Source organism: Rhodopila sp. (assembly GCF_965276935.1).
Taxonomy (GTDB): domain Bacteria; phylum Pseudomonadota; class Alphaproteobacteria; order Acetobacterales; family Acetobacteraceae; genus Rhodopila.
Genome location: NZ_CBDIBS010000004.1, coordinates 1,393,250 through 1,410,523 on the forward strand (window position 1 = coordinate 1,393,250; position 17,274 = coordinate 1,410,523).

A 17,274-nucleotide genomic window follows, 5' to 3' on the forward strand; every position below is an offset into this window, starting at 1 on the left:
GTGACATCATCAAGTCCTAAATTCCCTAAATTAAAGTCATTGACAAGGGTCAGATCACACACCTAGCGTTGCATGTCTGCTGTAGCATAGGAGTCGTCAGTAAATAGTTGGACTGCTGGTTATGCCCGCAAAGCTAGCACGGAGATAACAAGCCGACTGATCGCGGCATTTCCGAGGCACGAAGTCGAGCGCCTTGATGCATGAGTTATTGCTGCGGGCATGCCTAGCAGGACGGCGGCTTTCCAAGTCCTGATCTCGAAGGGACTAGAGGCTGTCGAGACTACGGCGACGGAACAGGCTGGCTAGAGCCTTGTTTCGCCGCCGTGCACGCAATCCCCGCTTGCACCGGGGAAGCTTAATCACGTCTCGAAAGGTCTAACGAAACATGACACCCGATTGTTTAACACCCTTCATCTTTGAAGGCGATACCATTGTAAGGGTAAAAGATATCGACGGCCTTTATTGGTTTGTTGCTGTGGACGTGTGTCGGGCTCTTGGTCTGACCAACACGGCCGAGACGATGAAAGCTTTAGATAATGATGAAAAGGGCATCAGCACTACCGATGCTCTTGGCGGACGTCAGGAAGTTATCATTATCTCCGTGTCTGGCCTTTTCGCTCTTATTGGTAAAAGTCAAAAGGTCGAAGCTAAACGGTTCCGGAGGTGGGTTACCTCAGAAGTCTTCCCCAAAATTCGCCAGCCCGGAAGTTACTTCACGCACAGCGGTATATGGGCCAAGAAACCCTTTGCTGAATGGTCTCTTGAGGAGAGGCGCGTCAATCTTTCGACGGTTAATACGGCACGTATAACAATCAACCCGGCGGCAGGGATATGGATGTGGGAACAGGTTGGCTTTCCTGTTCCTCCCCGCCATCTACTACCTGCTTGGTGGCAAGGTGATCTTCTGGGTTAGCAACTAAACCAATACTTCGATACTAGAATAGCTCGGTATTGTGTATACCTTTCCACCAAGATCAACAATTTTGGTGTAGCTGCTACATAATATCGAGCATTTTCGCCGATCTTTATACATTGCATGATCCAAATGGCGTACCGGTTCAGGCTTGGTCTCGGCTTTCTACATTGACAACCGTCAGCGCGAACGACTGCCGTTCGTTCAAGCCCCTTTTCACCGGCTCGGCCGATTTCGATGCCCTGACAACTCTGCCCCCGCGTCGGCATCCAGCCAGGTCGCCAGCAGCGGCGCCATGAACGACAATGCCGCCACGAACAGGAAGGCCGCGGAGAAATCCGCCAGCCGCGGCTCCGCATGCCCGTTCACCGCGATCGACGCCGCCAGCGCCGCCGCCGACAACGCGATGCCCAGCGTCAGCGACATCTGCTGGAACGTCGTGTAGAAACTGGTGGCCGCGCTCATGTCCTCGCGCGGGACGTCGGCATAGGCGATCGTGTTGTACGCCATGAACTGCAGCGACTGGAAAAACCCGTTCGCCACCAGCACGGCGTAGATCAGCGGCAGCGGCCACGCCGGCCGGAACGCAGCACTCAACGCCAGCAAGAACGTCGCCAGCGCCCCCACCCAGGTCAGCACCGGCTTGAAGCCCAGCCGCTTCAGGAACCACGGCGCGCAGGTCCGCATCGCCAGCGAGCCGATTGAGCTGACGAACGTGATCAGCCCGCTCTGCACCGCGGACATGCCAAAGCCAAGCTGGAACATCATCGGCAGCAGGAACGGCATTGCCCCGACCGCGATGCGCGACAGCGAACCGCATAGCAGCGACATGCGGAACGTCATCACCCGCAGCAGCCGGAAATCCAGCATCGGGCGAGGTGTGCGCCGAGCATGCAGGACATACAGACCAGCCGACAGGGCGCCCACGCCCACAAGAGCCACCACGCCCCAGTGCGTCCCAAGCCCGCGGCTGGCGACCTCGATGCCAAACATCAGGCATGACAGCGCGGTGCCGGCCAGGATCAGACCCCGCAGGTCGAACTTCGTTCGCGTCGGCTCCTTCATCTCGTCGATGAACACCGTCACCAGGACGATGCCGGCAATGCCGATCGGCACGTTGATGTAGAAGATCCAGTGCCAGGACAGGTATGTCACGATGAACCCACCCAGCGGAGGCCCGACGATCGGCCCGATCGTCGCCGGCACCATCAGCCACGCCATCGATCGGACCAGCTCCGCCTTCGACACCACCCGCAGCATCACCAGCCGGCCGACCGGCGACATCATCGCGCCGCCCGCGCCCTGCAGCATCCGCGCCGCCACCAGCGCCCACAGCGTCGGCGCCTGCGCGCACAGGATCGACCCCAGCGTGAACAGCCCGATGGCGAAGCGGAAGACGGAGCGCGATCCGAAGCGATCGGCAATCCGTCCGCTCGCGGGAATGAACATCGCCAGCGTCAGCAGATACGACGTCAGCGCGATGTTCATATGCAGCGGATCGGCACCGAAGCTGCGCGCCATGGTCGGCAAGGCGGTGGCCAGCACGGTGCCGTCCAACTGCTCCATGAACATGGCGCTGGCGACAATCAGCAGCACGGTATGCGGGTTGACCGGCGGTCGTGCGGCCTTCGTCTCCGCCGCCACCGGCTCCATCCACTCACCCCCGCGCACCATCGGCAAAACGTAGCCACACCTGCCGCCATTGCCAACCGGTTTGGCCGCGGCAAAGCTTGCGGCGGCGCCCGCAAGGAGGAACCACGTGCAGCAACCCACCGGCCCGCTCTCCGGCATCCGGGTCATCGATGTCACCACCGTTGTGCTCGGCCCCTTCGCGTCGCAGATGCTGGGTGACATGGGTGCCGATGTCATCAAGGTCGAGACGACCGACGGGGACACCACCCGGCTGATCGGTCCATCCCGCGGCCCCGGCATGGGCAGCTACTTCGCCAATCTCAACCGCAACAAGCGCAGCCTGGCGATCGACCTGAAGAAGCCGGCTGCCAGGCAGGCTCTGCTGCGCCTGGTGGAAAGCGCGGACGTCTTTGTCCACAACATGCGGATCGGCGCGGCGAAGCGGCTTGGCCTGGATTACCCGACCCTGTCCGCGCGCAACCCGAAGCTGATTTACGCGGCGGCTAGTGGGTTCCGGCAGGGCAGCTCGATGCAGGAGTCTCCGGCCTACGACGACCTGATCCAGGGCATGTCCGGCGTCGCCACCTTGAACGCCGGGCCAGATGGAGCGCCACGCTATGTCCCGACCGTGCTGGTGGACAAGCTGACCGGAACCTATCTGGCATCCATGATCGGCATGGCGCTGTTCCACCGCGAACGCACCGGACAGGGCCAGGAAATCCATCTTCCGATGATGGAGACGATCCTGTCGTTCATGTTGGTCGAACATCTCTGGCACGGCACGCTGGGCGAACCAGAAAAGGGCCTGGGCTACCCACGGATGCTGACGCCGCACCGCCGTCCCTACCAGACCAAGGATGGGTTCATCAGCGTCATCGCCCACAGCAACGCGCAATGGGGGAAATTGTTCGACGCGATGGGCGTCCCCGCGCTGATCGATGACCCGCGCTTCAGCTCGGTCCAGGCGCGATCAGCCAACATCGACGCGGTCTACGCGACGCTCGCTGAAGGGATGCAGCAGCGCACCACCGCCGAGTGGCTGGCGGAACTGCGTCCCGCCGACATCCCCTGCGGCAAGGCCAACACGCTGGATGATTTGTTCAAGGATGATTATTTGACCGAAACAGGATTTTTCGAACCGCACGATCATCCCGACGAAGGCAAGGTCGTGATCCCGGCAATCCCAGCCCGGTTCTCGAAGTCACCCCCGAACGTGCATCGGCCCTGGCCGAGGCTAGGGGAGCACACGCGGGAAATTCTGCAAGAGGCGGGCTTTTCGGAGGTGGAGATCGGGGCAATTGTTGGCAGCTAGTGCGTCTTGCTGGAAATCAGAACCCGCTTGAGCATGTCACGCCGCCAGCGGCTTGTTTTTCATTATCCATCAGAACGGCTTTGCCATTGTGGCATTGAAGTAGCCGATCAAGCTCCAGATCCTCTGCTGGAGATGCGCCTTGGTTATGAAGTTGCCACGGCGGAGCCGTTCGCGGACCAGGATCGAGAACCCGATCTCGATCTGCTTGAGCATGCCGGATGTATTCGAACGCCGGCCGTTCGATGTGGCCAGATTTCATTGGCAGACGCTTGGCGGCACGTTCCAGCGCCTGGATCCCGGTCATCTCATCGATCGAGACGGTCTGCACCCCGCGCGCCCCTAGATCTCACGCGTGCTCATGCCGCGCGTGTGAAGCGAGATTACCTTGTCTACGAAAACGGCAGTGGTTAAGGCCCGCTCCTCGGTCGGATGGGGGTTGAACTCGGCCGCCATCAGCCGGTTCAGCAGGGCGTTTTCATCGCACCCCGCAAGCCATCCTGGCGCATCGCCGACGACGGGTCCTGGCCGGAAAGCGGTTCATCAACCGACTCGTTGCGGTTGCTCATGGGATTGGATTGACCCGTGGCGGTTGTCGGCAAATAGCGCTACCGTCACCGTGTCCACCCTACCCTGGTGAACCGCCATCATGATCCCACATCCGCTTAAACACGACATAACGCCTCGTATGCAACACAAAGGGAAACCGCTTGACGCAGGCCTGGCTGAACCGGATCGGCACCGCTGTCCCTCCACACGATATCCATGCCGCATTCATGGAGTTCGGCCGTGATACCATCGTGGATCCGCACAAGCGTGCCTTGTTCGACCGCATGGCTGCCATGGCCGACATCGAGCATCGTTACGCCATCATTGAAGCCGCCCCAAGGCCGCGCGACGTCGTCCTCGACACTGATGGCTTCTATCGCCGAGGCGCCTTTCCCACCACGGCCGCCCGCATGGCGCAATACGAACCTCATGCTCTGCACCTCGCACTGAAGGCCATTCGTGCGCTGGACGCCGACCCGAGCAGTATTACGCATTTGGTTGTCGCAAGCTGCACCGGCTTCACTGCCCCTGGTCTGGATTTCCAGATCATGCGGGAGGCCGGCTTGCGCGATAGCACGCAGCGCACCATCGTCGGTTTCATGGGTTGTTTCGCCGCAGTCAATGCCATCAAGCTGGCCGATCACATTGTTCGCGCCAACACCGCCGCTCGTGTGCTGGTGGTCAACCTGGAACTCAGCAGCCTGCATTTGCAGGAGGACTTCCAGGACCTGCCGAAAATGCTCAGTTTCCTGCTGTTCGCCGACGGCGCCGCTGCAGCGCTGGTCACCGCTGATCCGTATGGAATTGGGTTGGCTTGCTTCCGTGCCACCGTGATCCCGCGCAGTCACGACCTGATTACCTGGCATATCGGCGACGCTGGCTTCCAGATGCATTTGTCTGGTCAGGTCCCCGGGCGTATTCGCCGTTGGCTGCCGGAACATGGTCCCGCTTTGCTGCCGGCCGAGACGCCTGCTCTGTGGGCGGTCCACGCTGGGGGCCGGTCAATTCTTGACGCCGTTCAGCACGGCCTGCATCTGCCCCCTGAGGCGCTGCGCTATTCGCGCGACATCCTGCGCAACCACGGCAACATGTCCTCCGCGACCCTGATGTTCGTGCTGGCGAAAATCCTGTGCGATCCCGATGCGCGAGGCCCCGGCATGGCGATGGCGTTCGGCCCGGGAGTAACGGTAGAAACATTTTCCTTCGACCGTCCATGATTAAGGCTTGGTCATAGGTTCATGAACCTCTCCAGGCGCAGCATGGAATCGGAGCAGATGGACACCGACTGCGTCGATTTCGACGAGTATAGTCGATGCCTGCGCGACCTCTCGCGGGTCAACGTAGTTACCCTGACACATCGGCCAATGCTCTATTGGCTGGCGAAGCAGGCAAAGGACCGGCCTGAGTTCTCCCTGCTGGATATCGCCTGCGGTCACGGTGATGCATTGCGGAAGATTCGCGGGCACTACCCGAAAGCCAGCCTGACCGGCATTGACCTCAACCCCTGGGCTACCAAAGCGGCGACAGAGGCCACCGACCCCGCCGCCGGCATCGCCTTCATTAACGACAATGCTTTCACCTATATCCCGACGCAGCCATTCGACTTCATCATCAGCTCCCAGTTTACCCACCACCTGACCGACCAGGAGGTTGTCAACTTTCTGATTTGGCAAAAGAAAAGTGCTGGAGCGGGATGGTTTATCAGCGACATCCACCGGCATGTGATACCGTACTACGGCTTTCCGCTGCTTGCCCGGATCGCTTTCTGGCACCACATCGTCCGCGAGGATGGACAGATTTCCGTCTCTCGCGCTTTCGTCCGCTCCGAATGGGAAACGTTGCTCCGTCAGGCTAACATTTCTGAAACTGAGGCAACGGTCGCGTGGTACTTTCCATTTCGACTATGTGTTGGCAGCGTTTGAACAACGGGCCACTGATCATTGGCGCCGGTCCGGCCGGTACCGCCGCCGCGATCCGCCTTGGGCAGGCTGGCCACCCGTCGACGCTGATCGAGCGCTTTAGCAGACCAACCGATAAGGTTTGTGGGGACTTCTTGGGTGTTGATGCGATCGAGCGGCTACAGTCCCTCGGTGTCGACCCGATCCGTTTAGGAGCCATCACGATCCACCGCCTGCGCTTGATTAGTCATAACCACGTGACGGAAGCCACGCTGCCGTTCCGGGCATTGGGGTTGTCGCGCCGAATCCTCGACGACGCCTTGCTGCACCGGGCGGAGGCGGCAGGAGCCACTCTACGTCTGGGTGAGACCGTCCGCCGTCTCAGCCGGGATGGCGCCGGCTGGCAGGCCCATGTCAACGGAGTCGAGCCGATCAACGCCGTCGATCTGTTCCTTGCCACCGGCAAGCACGACCTGCGCGATCGGCCGCGCCCTGGCGTCGTGGGCGGCGCAATCGGAATGAAGATGTATTACGATTTGTCAACGGCACAGGCCGCTGCCCTGGCAGGCACAATCGAGCTTTTCCTGTTTTCCGGTGGCTACGCCGGACTGCAATGCGTGGAGGCCGGAAAAGCTGTCCTGTGCATCGCGCTCCGACGCACCAGGTTCCATGCCCTTGGCGGCACATGGCCCGCGCTCCTGGGCATGATCCAGGCTGCGAATCCGTGGATCAAACAAAGGCTGGAAGCCGCGACACCCCTGCTGCAGCGTCCACTTGCCGTAGCCGGTGTGCCATACGGTTTTCTACATCGGCGGCACCCAACTGGGGATCCCGACCTGTTCCGGCTAGGGGATCAAGCTGCGGTCATCCCCTCGCTGACCGGGGACGGTGTTGCCATTGCCTTGCACAGTGGCGTACTAGCGGCCAACTCCTGGCATATGGGCGCCAATGCGCTGGCTTACCACCGCCAGCTTGCCCACGACCTCGGCAATCAGATGCGCCTCGCCCATTTGCTGCACAAAGTGGCGCTGAGTGCCCCGCTGCAAGCCGTCACGATCCATGGTGCAAGGTGGCTTCCGGGCCTGTTGCGGCGGGCAGCGCGTGGTACACGTGTTGGTGGACGTGCGTCAGGCCGGTTGACATTACGCGGTTTGCCATGCCCGTCATGGTCCGGAATAGTTCCTCCCGAACGCTTTCCCTGACGCTACGGCAGCACCTTTCCAGGATTCATAATTCTGCCTGGATCGATCGCCGCCTTGATTCGCTGCATCAGAGCCAGCTCCGCGCCGCCGCGCCAATCCGGCATCATGTAAGGCTTCAGCCTGCCGATCCCGTGTTCGGCGGAGAAGCTGCCGTCGAACGCCTGAACCACCTCGTTCACCGCATCCATAATCGCGTGATCCCGCGCTAGGAACCATGCCGCGTCCGATCCGGCCGGCTGTTCAAGATTGAAATGAATATTGCCGTCGCCCATGTGGCCGAACGGCACGACACGGATGCCGGGGATCAGCGCCTCGCACGTTGCGGTGGCCTGACGGATGAACGCTGGGACCTTCGACACCGGCACCGAGACGTCGTTCTTGACGCTGGCGCCCTCGCGTTTCTGCGCTTCCGAGTGTTCCTCCCGCAGCCGCCAGATCGCCGCCCGTTGCGCGTCCGAAGCGGCGATGACGGCGTCCTGCACGATCGCCGTGTTCAGCGCCTGCTCCAGCACCTGTTCCAGCATGGCGTGCAGACCGGCGTTCGGGCGCGGACTGGCGAGCTCGACCAGCACGTAGAACGGTGCCGATGTTTCCAGCGGCAGCACCGCGCCGGGGATGTGTCGCAGCACAAACGACATGCCAAGACCCGACATCAGTTCGAAGGCGTTGATGGCGTTCGGATCGTGCGCCTGGAAGCGGGTAAATAGCGATAACGCGGCCTCGGGCGAGGCGACGCCGCACAACGCGACGGCAACCTCGCGCGGCTGCGATGCCAGTTTCAGCACGGCGGCGGTGATGACGCCGAGTGTGCCCTCGGAGCCGACGAAGAGTTGGCGCAGGCAGTAGCCGGTGTTGTCCTTGCGCAGCCGGCGCAGGCCGTTCCAGATGGTACCGTCGGGCAGGACGACTTCCAGCCCCAGCACCAGGTCGCGGGCATTTCCGTAACGAACGGTGTTGTTGCCGCCGGCGTTCACCGCCAGCACGCCACCGATCTGTGCCGATCCTTCCGAGGAGATCGACAAAGGCAGCAAGCAGCCGGCTTCCGCGGCGGCGGTCTGCGCTGCTTTCAACGTGACGCCGGATTCGATCGTCAGAGTCATGTCCGTCGGGTCCAGGTCGCGGATGCGGTTGAGGCGGGCAGTACTCACAACGAGTTCCGAGCCATCCTCGTTTGGCACGGCACCGCCGACCATCGAGGTGTTGCCGCCTTGTGGTACCACAGGCGTGCCTGTTTCGGCACAAAGCCTGATAACCTCGGCAAGTTCCTGAGCGGTGGCCGGGCGAATGACGGCGCTGGTGCGGCCTTGATACAGACGGCGCCAGTCCTCGCTGTAGGGAGCGGTATCGGTGCTGTCTGTCAGCAGACCGCGATCGCCAACAATAGCGCGGATTGCGTCGAGAAGAGACGTGGTGGGCATGGACGGACGGATCCTTGCTGGCTGAGGCAGTGGACAGGGGACAGTGGTGAGACCGACCATGCCGTCACCCAAAGTGAAGTCAAGTTTTGGGCTTGATTGGCGGACGCGGATCGGTAGGGTCAGGTCAAGCGAAATGCACGGATTGGCACTGGAAACCGGATCCTTTCCTGGGCACATTGGCGACATGAACGCGAACGAACACCTGAAGGCGGCGGCCCAACGGGCGCGGGCGGCCGCGCATGTGCTGGCACGCAGCAGCCGAACTGTCCGGGATTCCGCGCTGCGGGCGATGGCGGATGCGCTGCGTGACGCCATGCGCGACATCCTGACCGCGAACGCGGCGGATGTGGCGGCTTATCATGGGACGGCGTCGTTTCTGGACAGGCTGGTACTGACTGAGGCTCGGGTCGAAGCCATGGCGTGCGGCCTGGAGGCGGTCGCGGCGCTGCCGGATCCGTTGAACCGGGTTTTAGACGACTGGACACAGCCGAACGGATTGCGCTTCCAGCGAATCGCCACGCCGATCGGCGTGATTGGCATGATTTATGAAAGCCGGCCGAATGTCGCGGCGGATGCCGCCGCATTGTGCCTTAAATCCGGCAACGCGGTGATCCTGCGCGGCGGGTCCGACAGCACGCTAAGCGCTGCGGCAATCGCGCTCGCGCTGCGACGCGGGCTTGCGGCGGCGGGGCTGCCGGAAGGCGGCGTCCAGATTGCGCCCAATGCCGACCGTGCCTACGTTGCCGCCATGCTGGCAGGCGCCGACCTGCTGGACCTGATCATCCCACGCGGGGGGGCCTCGCTGGTGGAGCGGGTGCGGCGGGAAGCGCGTGTAGCGGTGCTGGCGCACGCTCAAGGGCTGAACCACACTTATGTGCATGCAGCCGCAGACCCCGCGATGGCCCGGGCGATCATCGCGAATGCTAAGATGCGGCGCACCGGCGTGTGCGGCGCGACGGAGACCTTGCTGATTGACCGGCTTGTGGCCGACTCGCTGCTGCCGCTGCTCACGGATGATCTACGTGCGCTGGGATGCACATTTCGGGCGGACGCGGCGGCGCGCGCGGTGGTGCCTTGGCTGCCAGCGGCCGCGGACGGGGACTTCGATACGGAATGGCTTGATGCGGTTTTGTCCGTCGCGGTGGTGGACGGAGTGGATTCGGCGCTGGCGCATATTGCCGCGCATGGCAGCGAGCATACAGACGCAATCGTGACGGAAGATGCGGCGGTGGCAGACTACTTCCTGCGCGGCGTGGACAGCGCCGTGGCCTTGTGGAACGCCTCTACGCAATTCTGTGACGGCGCGGAATTCGGTTTTGGTGCTGAAATCGGGATCTCTACCGGCCGCATCCATGCGCGCGGGCCGGTTGGACTGGAGCAATTGACAACCTATCGCACCATTGTATTTGGCGCTGGTCAGGTGCGTTCCTGACCACGCTGGATCGCCTTCCTCGCTTCGGCGACCGGCGGCGGATGCGTATCGGGCTGCTGGGGGGATCGTTCAATCCGGCGCATGACGGCCACCGTCATATTGCCCTGATGGCGCGCCGGCGACTGCGGCTGGATCAGGTCTGGCTGCTGGTCTCACCGGGCAATCCGTTAAAGCCGCGGGACGGCATGGCGCCGCTGGCCGAGCGGCTGGCGGGCGCGGCGCGGATCGCCGATGGGCGGCGGGTGGTGGCAAGCGCCATCGAGTCGAAGTTGCACACCCGCTACACGGTGGACACGCTGCGGCTGCTGATGCGGCGGTTCCCGCGTGCTCGGTTCGTCTGGATCATGGGCGCCGATATCCTGGAGGAGCTTCCTCGATGGCACCGGTGGCAGGATATCACGCAGCGACTGGGGTTCGCGGTGCTGCCGCGGCCGGGTTATACGCATCGGGCGCTTGCGGGAGAGGCCGCGCATCGGCTACGGGCGAGGCGCCGACCAGCGCGTGAAGCGTCGTTGCTGCCGGATGCCAACCCAGGGCGGGCATTCCCGGGATGGGTCTTCCTGCCGGGCCGGCAGACCGCCGTGTCCGCGACCATGCTTCGTCAAGCCGCTGAAGGGACAGTGTCATAACCAAGACGTCGAAGATGTCCGCCTCCCCCGCTCGGCATAAGCCGACACCGCGCAAGAAGGCGGTGAAGACTGCGTTGCCGGAGGCCATGGCACCGGGAAGTCCCCGCAAGAAGACAATCGCGGCTGGTCCGAAGGTGAGGTCTGTGAAGCGCGTGGAGGCAGAGCCGACGGAGCTTGATCGGCTGCAGGCCGTGATCATCGGCAGCCTGGAAGACGACAAGGCGGAGAACATCGTCACCATGGATCTGGCGGGGAAAGCGATGTTCTGCGATCGGATGGTGATTGCTTCCGGTCTGGCCGACCGGCAGATCAGCGCGATGGCGACGCACCTGAGCGAAAAGCTGAAGGATGTTGGCCTGAAGCGCGTGCAAGTGGAAGGGGCCGGCGGGTCGGATTGGGTGCTGATCGACGCGGGGGATATCCTGGTGCATCTGTTCAAACCGGAGGCTCGTACAATGTATGCGCTGGAGAAGATGTGGGGCGAGGATCTGGACGAGGCGATTTAGTAAGTCTTCAATTCGTTCGAAAATCCTTCGATCGGGCCCCTAAACCGCCGTTCTCTGGCCATTCCAGCGGCTGCGCCGGCAGCACCTTCAGGCAGCCTCCGCCGCGCCGCTCTTGTCGCGCGCGGCCAGCTCCGCGATGGTGTCCCTGATGGTGCATGCGGCTATTGTGACAGACGACACAAAGGCTTTGGCAAAGCGAGACGGCAGGCGCAGCATGGCGGCGTCTCCTGGCAAGGATGATTAATTCTGTCCCCGGCAACCGCTGCGCCACCTAATACGGGCATCCATGATCTCCCGCAAAAGAGCCAAAGTCGAACTTATACCACCGGGCGTAAGTCTTGACCTGTGTCCAGGTCTGCGTGGCGAACAAGGCGAGGTTTCAGGCCCCACCTGGGACTCTACCGAGGGTCAACACGTCCGGGCAGCGGAATTACACGTCACTACGTCGCAATAGCTAACAACGCCATCAGCACTATCTTCATTCATAAAATCGAAGTCATCCTAATCGTGCGAAGTCGGAATTGTATCGCTAAGTGTCGTCCGTTCGTATTAATGCGGCGCGCAGGGCGTTCAAACTTCCTTGTCAAGCATTCAATGCCAGGGAAGCGTCGTCCCTTGTCACGGATTGTGACGCAAAACTTGTGTTTCAGCGACGTCCTGCCGGGTTTCGCGCAGTTTGAAAGGAGATTTCGCGTGAGTGGCTGTTACATTAATGTTAAGCGATCCTGCGACCGGCAGGACGGCGGATTCACTTAGTAATGCTCAACGTAACCGCGGGCCGAAAAGCAAACCCTAATAAGTATCTATCAAATATAATTCTGAATTCGAAATTTGATTACCGGAACAAATACGCTTGGTACACTGCTTCGTTACGAGACACGAATTCAGAGGCATGACACCTATCGTCGTGTGGCTGACACTTCGGTCGGGTGCAGCTGGGACTTCTTACAGGAAAGGTACAGGAGAATGATCACCAACGAAGTCAGTGATGGTCTGGCCGGCATCCTGCGAACCGCTATCGTGGAGCTCGTCCGTCGTGACGGTCCGGATCTGTCAGCGCGCCAGCTCGGCGTATTTCTGACATGTTATCTGGAAACCGAGGCACAAACGGTGCGGGGCCTTGCCGCGAAACTTGGCGTTTCAAAACCGGCGATAACGAGAGCTTTGGACCGGCTGTCGGAATTTGACTTGGTGCGACGCAAGACGGATCCGCTGGATCGGCGTAGTGTCCTAGTACAACGTACCGCGACAGGAATGGCCTTTTTACGTGAAATGCGGACGATACTGCGAGATGCGGCATCTACGCTGCGGATTACTGCCGAACCGGTACAGGGTCGTCAGCGCTCTGGCAGCGAAACGGCACGGGCGGCTCATTGAAAACCGGGCCAGCGCGTGGCCCGGTAGATTCCGACCTTTTCAAAGCTGCACCGCCTCCGATTGATAACCCGGCTTGAAAAAAGTTGGTTTAGGACGGAGTACAGCCAAATTAGAGCTAGGCTTTGCGTTCTCTAGGCGTTTGGGCTCTGTGTTCAGATGGGGTAAACGCGGGTCGAGAATGCTGATCTCCGCATTCGGACAGGTGGAATGAGCCAATCTCGACTGGATTAGAACGGGAGATGGCCAGGATCTCTCGCGAACATCACCGCCTGAGTTCAAGGCGAGATGACGTTGGAAGCGATCACGGATAAGCTGACGCAAGCTGGAATCCATGCCAATCACGGTGTTTAACTGACACTTGTGGCAAATGGAAAAAAGGCTGTAGCCGATGGGATGACAGGAACGGTCACCTCGAAGGCCGCAACTTCGAGGGCAGACGCGAGACCTACGCAATTTTTCAATCCACAAGCCAAGATTGGCGAGCGGAATCGTGAAACTGTTTAGCGAAAGCGTGCGGCTAACGAACATGGTTCGCAGGTGCGAAACGGTTCCGTGTGATCACGCCGATCTGTCGATTGATTGGTCCTGCGAACTACTCTCGATCAGCCGGTCGTGGTCTTCCTCAGATCCGCTTGAGCCGAGTGAAATCACCCTGTTGTTGATGCGGCTGATAAACAAGCGGTTTCTGGAGACGCCGTTTTACAGCGCACGACCAAGGCGCTGAACGTTATCGAATGCACCGGTTGATGCGCCGGATGGTGTTCGAGGCGTTGTACCAGACGCCACGCACCAGGACACCACATCCGAAACACACGACAATTTCCAACTTTTGCGCAATTTGACGATCGATCGGATGGCTCAGGTCGGACATCGTCTACATTCCGATGCGGCGCGGCTTTATCTCGCTGCGGGAGGAACTTGCTGCCCGCAAGGTGCTGTCGTAGCGATCGGACGGCTTGCCGTGCCAGGGATCTTCAACGCCGATCAGAGCAGCCAGAGGTTTCCTGCCCAAAGAGAGACGCGCGTCGCCCAGACTGACCTTTATCTCGAACGCTGTCATGCTTGTTCTGAGATCTGTAGTCCGATCGCCTTGGCCTCAGATCAAGACGTTGACTGTCGAACGCTGCCCCAGCACATTCTGAAATTCAGTTTCAACTGGCATGCTGGATGGCTTCCAACACCACCTTGACAGGCTGCTAGACATTTTTACTTCTTGGGGAGAATGCGAATTTGAACCCTTACACCGACTCTCTTGCAGAACTTCCCCCCGGAGCCAACAGCTTACGCGCCGGCCCAAGCTCACAAGGTCGTTTTGGCGAATTCGGCGGCCGTTTTGTCGCGGAGACGCTGATGCCACTCATCCTGGAGGTCGAGCGCGCCTACAATCAGGCAAAGGTCGATCCGACCTTCGATGTCGATCTCAAGCATCACCTGACGCATTATGTCGGCCGTCCGAGCCCCCTGTGGTTTGCTCAACGTCTAACCAATCGGCTTGGGGGCGCGAAAGTTTACTTTAAGCGCGACGAGCTGAATCACACCGGCAGCCACAAGGCGAACAACTGCATGGGCCAAATCTTGCTGGCTCGCCGCATGGGCAAGACCCGCATCATCGCTGAAACCGGCGCTGGGCAGCACGGTGTGGCGACTGCCACAATGTGCGCGCTGTTCGAGCTGCCTTGCACCATTTACATGGGCGCCACTGATGTTGAGCGTCAAGCGCCGAACGTGTTCCGAATGAAGCTGCTGGGTGCCGAGGTGAAAGCGGTGACCTCAGGCGCCGGCACCTTGAAGGATGCCATGAACGAAGCGATGCGCGACTGGGTCGCGAACGTCGCCGACACCTACTATCTTATTGGCACGGCCGCCGGCCCACACCCGTACCCAATGATGGTGCGCGACTTCCAGTCAGTGATTGGTGAGGAGGCGAAAGTCCAGCTTCATCAAGCCGAGGGTCGCCTACCCGACGCGGCAGTGGCCTGCATTGGCGGTGGCTCCAACGCCATCGGGCTGTTTCACCCGTTTCTGGACGACAGAACGGTGCGCCTGATTGGTGTCGAGGCCGGTGGACACGGTGTCGCGACAGGCCAGCACGCCGCCAGTCTGACCGGCGGCCGCCCTGGTGTACTGCATGGCAACCGTACCTATTTGCTGCAGGACGATGACGGTCAAATAACTGAAGCGCATAGCATTAGTGCCGGCTTGGACTACCCCGGCATTGGGCCGGAGCATTCCTGGCTGCACGATATTGGCAGGGTGGAATACGTTTCTGCCACCGATCAGGAAGCCCTGGCTGCATTCCAGCTTTGCACGCAAACCGAGGGCATCATTCCTGCGCTGGAACCGGCTCATGCGCTGGCCTATGTGACCAAGTTGGCACCTACGATGTCCCGGGATGAAATCATTCTGATGAATCTGTGCGGGCGAGGAGATAAGGACATTTTCGCGGTTGCCGAGCATCTTGGGGTTAAGCTGTGAATCCTGAATTAGCCTGCTTGGCTTTGCCAGCCACGTCGTGCGCGCCGGTAGCCGTTTCGACCCGCCGGGCGCTGCACCACTTCATGTCCGTAGCATGAGCCGCATTGCCACCCGGTTCGCCGAGCTGAAAAGTCAGGGCCGCGGTGCGCTGATTCCGTTTCTGGAGGCTTGGGACCCGGATGGGCCAACCTCAATGGCCCTGCTTCGCGGAATGCCGGCGGCTGGCGCGGATCTCATCGAGATCGGCATGCCGTTCACCGACCCGATGGCCGACGGCCCAATTATTCAGGCGGCTGGCAAACGCGGCCTTGCTGCCGGCGTGAAGGTGGCCGACGTGCTCACGATGGTGCAAGACTTTCGCCGGTGCGACAATAAGACGCCGATAGTCCTGATGGGCTACTTGAATCCCATCCTGTCCTATGGGCCACAGCGGTTCTGCGCCGATGCCGCCGTAGCGGGAGTGGACGGCCTGATCATTGTTGACCTGCCGACTGAAGAAGCCGATCTGCTGCTGCCTTATAGCGCAGCCAACGAGTTGGACTTCATCAGGCTAATTGCTCCTACGACAGACGATGAACGCCTGCCGCATGTGCTCAACGGCAGCTCTGGTTTCGTCTATTATGTGAGCATCACAGGAATTACCGGCACGCGCAGCGCGACTGTGGAGCATCTAGAGGCAGCGATCCCCCGCATTCGCAAGGCTACCGACTTGCCCATTGCCATCGGCTTCGGCATCCGTATGCCGGAGCAGGCTCGGGCCGCATCGCGCATAGCCGATGCGGCAGTGGTGGCCTCCGCGCTGATCAACACGCTTTCAGCGAGTCTGGATGCGGATGGAAAGGCGGGCGCCGGGACGGTGGAGAAGGTGCTGGACCAAGTACGAGAATTAGCGGCCGCAGTGCGGCGCTGAAAGAGAATTAGCTGCCGCGGCACATCGAGAAACCTGCCTGAATTCCAAGCAGCCTATCAAACTCCGCCACCGAAAGCGTCTCCGCTCGCCGTTCGGGTGCGATTTCGGCTTCCGCCAGCAGCGCTTCCCCGCCCAGGGCGCGCAGCGATCCGCGCAGCATCTTCCGGCGTTGCCCAAAGGCGGCCGCGGTGAGCGCCTCCATCCGGCTAAATCGGGTCGGATCCGGCTGCACGTCATGCGGTGTCAGGCTGACGACGGCGGACCACACCTTCGGCGGCGGCGTGAAAGCGGCGGGGGGAATGCGCATGACCATCCGCGCGTCGCACGTCCACTGCGTCAGCACCGACAGCCGGCCATAGCCGGCGGTATTCGTACCCGCGCAGATCCGCTGCGCCACCTCCTGCTGCAACATCAAGGTTAGCCGCTCGAACAACGCGGCTTGCCGCAGCCAGCGGACCAGCAGCGGCGAAGCAATGTTGTAGGGCAGATTGGCGATGATCTGGCGCGGCGCTGGCACCAAGTCCGACAGATCGATCGCCAGCGCATCGGCTTCGATGACCCGCAAGCGTCCCGCTGCCTCCGCCGCCAGTTCCTCCATCGCAGCCACCGCGCGCCAGTCGAGTTCGATTCCGGTAACGTTGGCGGCGGCCGAGGCCAGGATGGACCGCGTCAAGCCACCAGGCCCTGGCCCAACCTCGATAACATGCCGGCCGGCCAGATCACCAGCTTCCCGCACGATACGATCGGTCAGGTTGCCGTCCAGCAGGAAATGTTGCCCTAGCGAATGCCGAGCGGCCAAGCCATGCCGCGCGATGACGTCGCGTAACGGAGGAAGTTTAGTCAACAATGCAAGACCAGGGCTCCGCCCTGGGACCCGCAAAGGTGCGGATGCCTCTTTGATCCACATTAATTAGGGGGGTGACGACGCAGGTATTGCAACCCCCTGGTCGCTCCCTTGCCTGCAACGAACTTCGCGGGTTCTGAGGACATCAGTCCGCAACAGGGTCGAAGGGCGCTCCTCCCG

General features: G+C 61.1%; 17 protein-coding genes. 11 read left to right on the plus strand and 6 right to left on the minus strand.

The window, feature by feature from the left end; all coding sequences use genetic code 11:
• Positions 1 to 385: 385 nt before the first annotated feature.
• Complete coding sequence (locus ACQY4S_RS22720) at positions 386 to 913, plus strand: BRO-N domain-containing protein (RefSeq protein ID WP_428487472.1); 528 nt, start codon at positions 386 to 388, stop codon at positions 911 to 913.
• Positions 914 to 1,129: 216 nt separating this feature from the next.
• Here the strand turns inward: ACQY4S_RS22720 and ACQY4S_RS22725 are convergent, their stop codons facing one another.
• The gene (locus tag ACQY4S_RS22725) at positions 1,130 to 2,587 is read right to left on the minus strand and encodes an MFS transporter (RefSeq protein ID WP_428487473.1); all 1,458 of its coding nucleotides are present in this window, start codon (positions 2,585 to 2,587) and stop codon (positions 1,130 to 1,132) included.
• 85 nt (positions 2,588 to 2,672) lie between these two features.
• On the opposite strand from ACQY4S_RS22725, the gene ACQY4S_RS22730 reads away from it, so the two are divergent.
• Positions 2,673 to 3,857 (plus strand): CaiB/BaiF CoA transferase family protein, encoded by a 1,185-nt coding sequence (locus ACQY4S_RS22730; protein ID WP_428487474.1) that lies wholly within the window; start codon positions 2,673 to 2,675, stop codon positions 3,855 to 3,857.
• Positions 3,858 to 3,873: 16 nt separating this feature from the next.
• Here ACQY4S_RS22730 and ACQY4S_RS22735 read toward each other — a convergent pair whose 3' ends face one another.
• Complete coding sequence (locus tag ACQY4S_RS22735; RefSeq protein WP_428487475.1) at positions 3,874 to 4,185, minus strand: hypothetical protein; 312 nt, start codon at positions 4,183 to 4,185, stop codon at positions 3,874 to 3,876.
• Positions 4,186 to 4,564: 379 nt separating this feature from the next.
• Here ACQY4S_RS22735 and ACQY4S_RS22740 point away from each other — a divergent pair, with 379 nt between their 5' ends.
• Genes ACQY4S_RS22740 through ACQY4S_RS22750 form a run of 3 tightly spaced genes read left to right on the plus strand, consistent with a single transcriptional unit; the run spans position 4,565 to position 7,503 of the window.
• Positions 4,565 to 5,620 (plus strand): type III polyketide synthase, encoded by a 1,056-nt coding sequence (locus ACQY4S_RS22740; protein WP_428487476.1) that lies wholly within the window; start codon positions 4,565 to 4,567, stop codon positions 5,618 to 5,620.
• A gap of 21 nt (positions 5,621 to 5,641) precedes the next feature.
• Positions 5,642 to 6,325: a methyltransferase domain-containing protein gene (locus tag ACQY4S_RS22745; RefSeq protein ID WP_428487477.1), complete on the plus strand. Its 684-nt coding sequence runs from the start codon at positions 5,642 to 5,644 to the stop codon at positions 6,323 to 6,325.
• Positions 6,322 to 7,503: an NAD(P)/FAD-dependent oxidoreductase gene (locus ACQY4S_RS22750; RefSeq protein WP_428487478.1), complete on the plus strand. Its 1,182-nt coding sequence runs from the start codon at positions 6,322 to 6,324 to the stop codon at positions 7,501 to 7,503. The genes ACQY4S_RS22745 and ACQY4S_RS22750 overlap by 4 nt, the downstream gene beginning before the upstream one ends.
• A gap of 2 nt (positions 7,504 to 7,505) precedes the next feature.
• Here ACQY4S_RS22750 and ACQY4S_RS22755 read toward each other — a convergent pair whose 3' ends face one another.
• Positions 7,506 to 8,921 (minus strand): FAD-binding oxidoreductase, encoded by a 1,416-nt coding sequence (locus tag ACQY4S_RS22755; protein ID WP_428487479.1) that lies wholly within the window; start codon positions 8,919 to 8,921, stop codon positions 7,506 to 7,508.
• 184 nt (positions 8,922 to 9,105) lie between these two features.
• On the opposite strand from ACQY4S_RS22755, the gene ACQY4S_RS22760 reads away from it, so the two are divergent.
• From ACQY4S_RS22760 to rsfS, 3 genes are all read left to right on the plus strand, one after another.
• Positions 9,106 to 10,353, plus strand: coding sequence for a glutamate-5-semialdehyde dehydrogenase (locus ACQY4S_RS22760; protein ID WP_428487480.1), 1,248 nt, complete (start codon positions 9,106 to 9,108; stop codon positions 10,351 to 10,353).
• Positions 10,354 to 10,358: 5 nt separating this feature from the next.
• The gene (locus tag ACQY4S_RS22765; RefSeq protein WP_428488478.1) at positions 10,359 to 10,982 is read left to right on the plus strand and encodes a nicotinate-nucleotide adenylyltransferase; all 624 of its coding nucleotides are present in this window, start codon (positions 10,359 to 10,361) and stop codon (positions 10,980 to 10,982) included.
• A gap of 62 nt (positions 10,983 to 11,044) precedes the next feature.
• Positions 11,045 to 11,488 (plus strand): ribosome silencing factor, encoded by a 444-nt coding sequence (gene rsfS / locus ACQY4S_RS22770; protein WP_428488479.1) that lies wholly within the window; start codon positions 11,045 to 11,047, stop codon positions 11,486 to 11,488.
• Positions 11,489 to 11,575: 87 nt separating this feature from the next.
• Here rsfS and ACQY4S_RS22775 read toward each other — a convergent pair whose 3' ends face one another.
• Complete coding sequence (locus tag ACQY4S_RS22775; RefSeq protein WP_428487481.1) at positions 11,576 to 11,704, minus strand: hypothetical protein; 129 nt, start codon at positions 11,702 to 11,704, stop codon at positions 11,576 to 11,578.
• 750 nt (positions 11,705 to 12,454) lie between these two features.
• On the opposite strand from ACQY4S_RS22775, the gene ACQY4S_RS22780 reads away from it, so the two are divergent.
• Positions 12,455 to 12,865, plus strand: a complete 411-nt coding sequence (locus ACQY4S_RS22780; RefSeq protein WP_428487482.1) for a MarR family transcriptional regulator — start codon at positions 12,455 to 12,457, stop codon at positions 12,863 to 12,865.
• Between the two features lie 874 nt (positions 12,866 to 13,739).
• Here the strand turns inward: ACQY4S_RS22780 and ACQY4S_RS22785 are convergent.
• Positions 13,740 to 13,925 (minus strand): hypothetical protein, encoded by a 186-nt coding sequence (locus tag ACQY4S_RS22785; RefSeq protein WP_428487483.1) that lies wholly within the window; start codon positions 13,923 to 13,925, stop codon positions 13,740 to 13,742.
• A gap of 170 nt (positions 13,926 to 14,095) precedes the next feature.
• Here ACQY4S_RS22785 and trpB point away from each other — a divergent pair, with 170 nt between their 5' ends.
• The gene (gene trpB, locus ACQY4S_RS22790) at positions 14,096 to 15,340 is read left to right on the plus strand and encodes a tryptophan synthase subunit beta (RefSeq protein WP_428487484.1); all 1,245 of its coding nucleotides are present in this window, start codon (positions 14,096 to 14,098) and stop codon (positions 15,338 to 15,340) included.
• Positions 15,341 to 15,434: 94 nt separating this feature from the next.
• Positions 15,435 to 16,250: a tryptophan synthase subunit alpha gene (gene trpA, locus ACQY4S_RS22795; protein WP_428487485.1), complete on the plus strand. Its 816-nt coding sequence runs from the start codon at positions 15,435 to 15,437 to the stop codon at positions 16,248 to 16,250.
• 7 nt (positions 16,251 to 16,257) lie between these two features.
• Here the strand turns inward: trpA and rsmA are convergent, their stop codons facing one another.
• Positions 16,258 to 17,094, minus strand: a complete 837-nt coding sequence (gene rsmA / locus ACQY4S_RS22800) for a 16S rRNA (adenine(1518)-N(6)/adenine(1519)-N(6))-dimethyltransferase RsmA (protein ID WP_428487486.1) — start codon at positions 17,092 to 17,094, stop codon at positions 16,258 to 16,260.
• Between the last annotated feature and the right edge of the window lie 180 nt (positions 17,095 to 17,274).

What these genes read in the sequence shown, in the direction of transcription:
- ACQY4S_RS22720 (WP_428487472.1), top strand. Translation starts at nt 386, where the DNA reads ATGACACCCGATTGTTTAACACCCTTCATCTTTGAAGGCGATACCATT.
- ACQY4S_RS22725 (WP_428487473.1), bottom strand. Translation starts at nt 2,587, where the DNA reads ATGGTGCGCGGGGGTGAGTGGATGGAGCCGGTGGCGGCGGAGACGAAG.
- ACQY4S_RS22745 (WP_428487477.1), top strand. Translation starts at nt 5,642, where the DNA reads ATGAACCTCTCCAGGCGCAGCATGGAATCGGAGCAGATGGACACCGAC.
- ACQY4S_RS22755 (WP_428487479.1), bottom strand. Translation starts at nt 8,921, where the DNA reads ATGCCCACCACGTCTCTTCTCGACGCAATCCGCGCTATTGTTGGCGAT.
- ACQY4S_RS22760 (WP_428487480.1), top strand. Translation starts at nt 9,106, where the DNA reads ATGAACGCGAACGAACACCTGAAGGCGGCGGCCCAACGGGCGCGGGCG.
- ACQY4S_RS22775 (WP_428487481.1), bottom strand. Translation starts at nt 11,704, where the DNA reads ATGCTGCGCCTGCCGTCTCGCTTTGCCAAAGCCTTTGTGTCGTCTGTC.
- ACQY4S_RS22780 (WP_428487482.1), top strand. Translation starts at nt 12,455, where the DNA reads ATGATCACCAACGAAGTCAGTGATGGTCTGGCCGGCATCCTGCGAACC.
- ACQY4S_RS22785 (WP_428487483.1), bottom strand. Translation starts at nt 13,925, where the DNA reads ATGACAGCGTTCGAGATAAAGGTCAGTCTGGGCGACGCGCGTCTCTCT.
- trpA (WP_428487485.1), top strand. Translation starts at nt 15,435, where the DNA reads ATGAGCCGCATTGCCACCCGGTTCGCCGAGCTGAAAAGTCAGGGCCGC.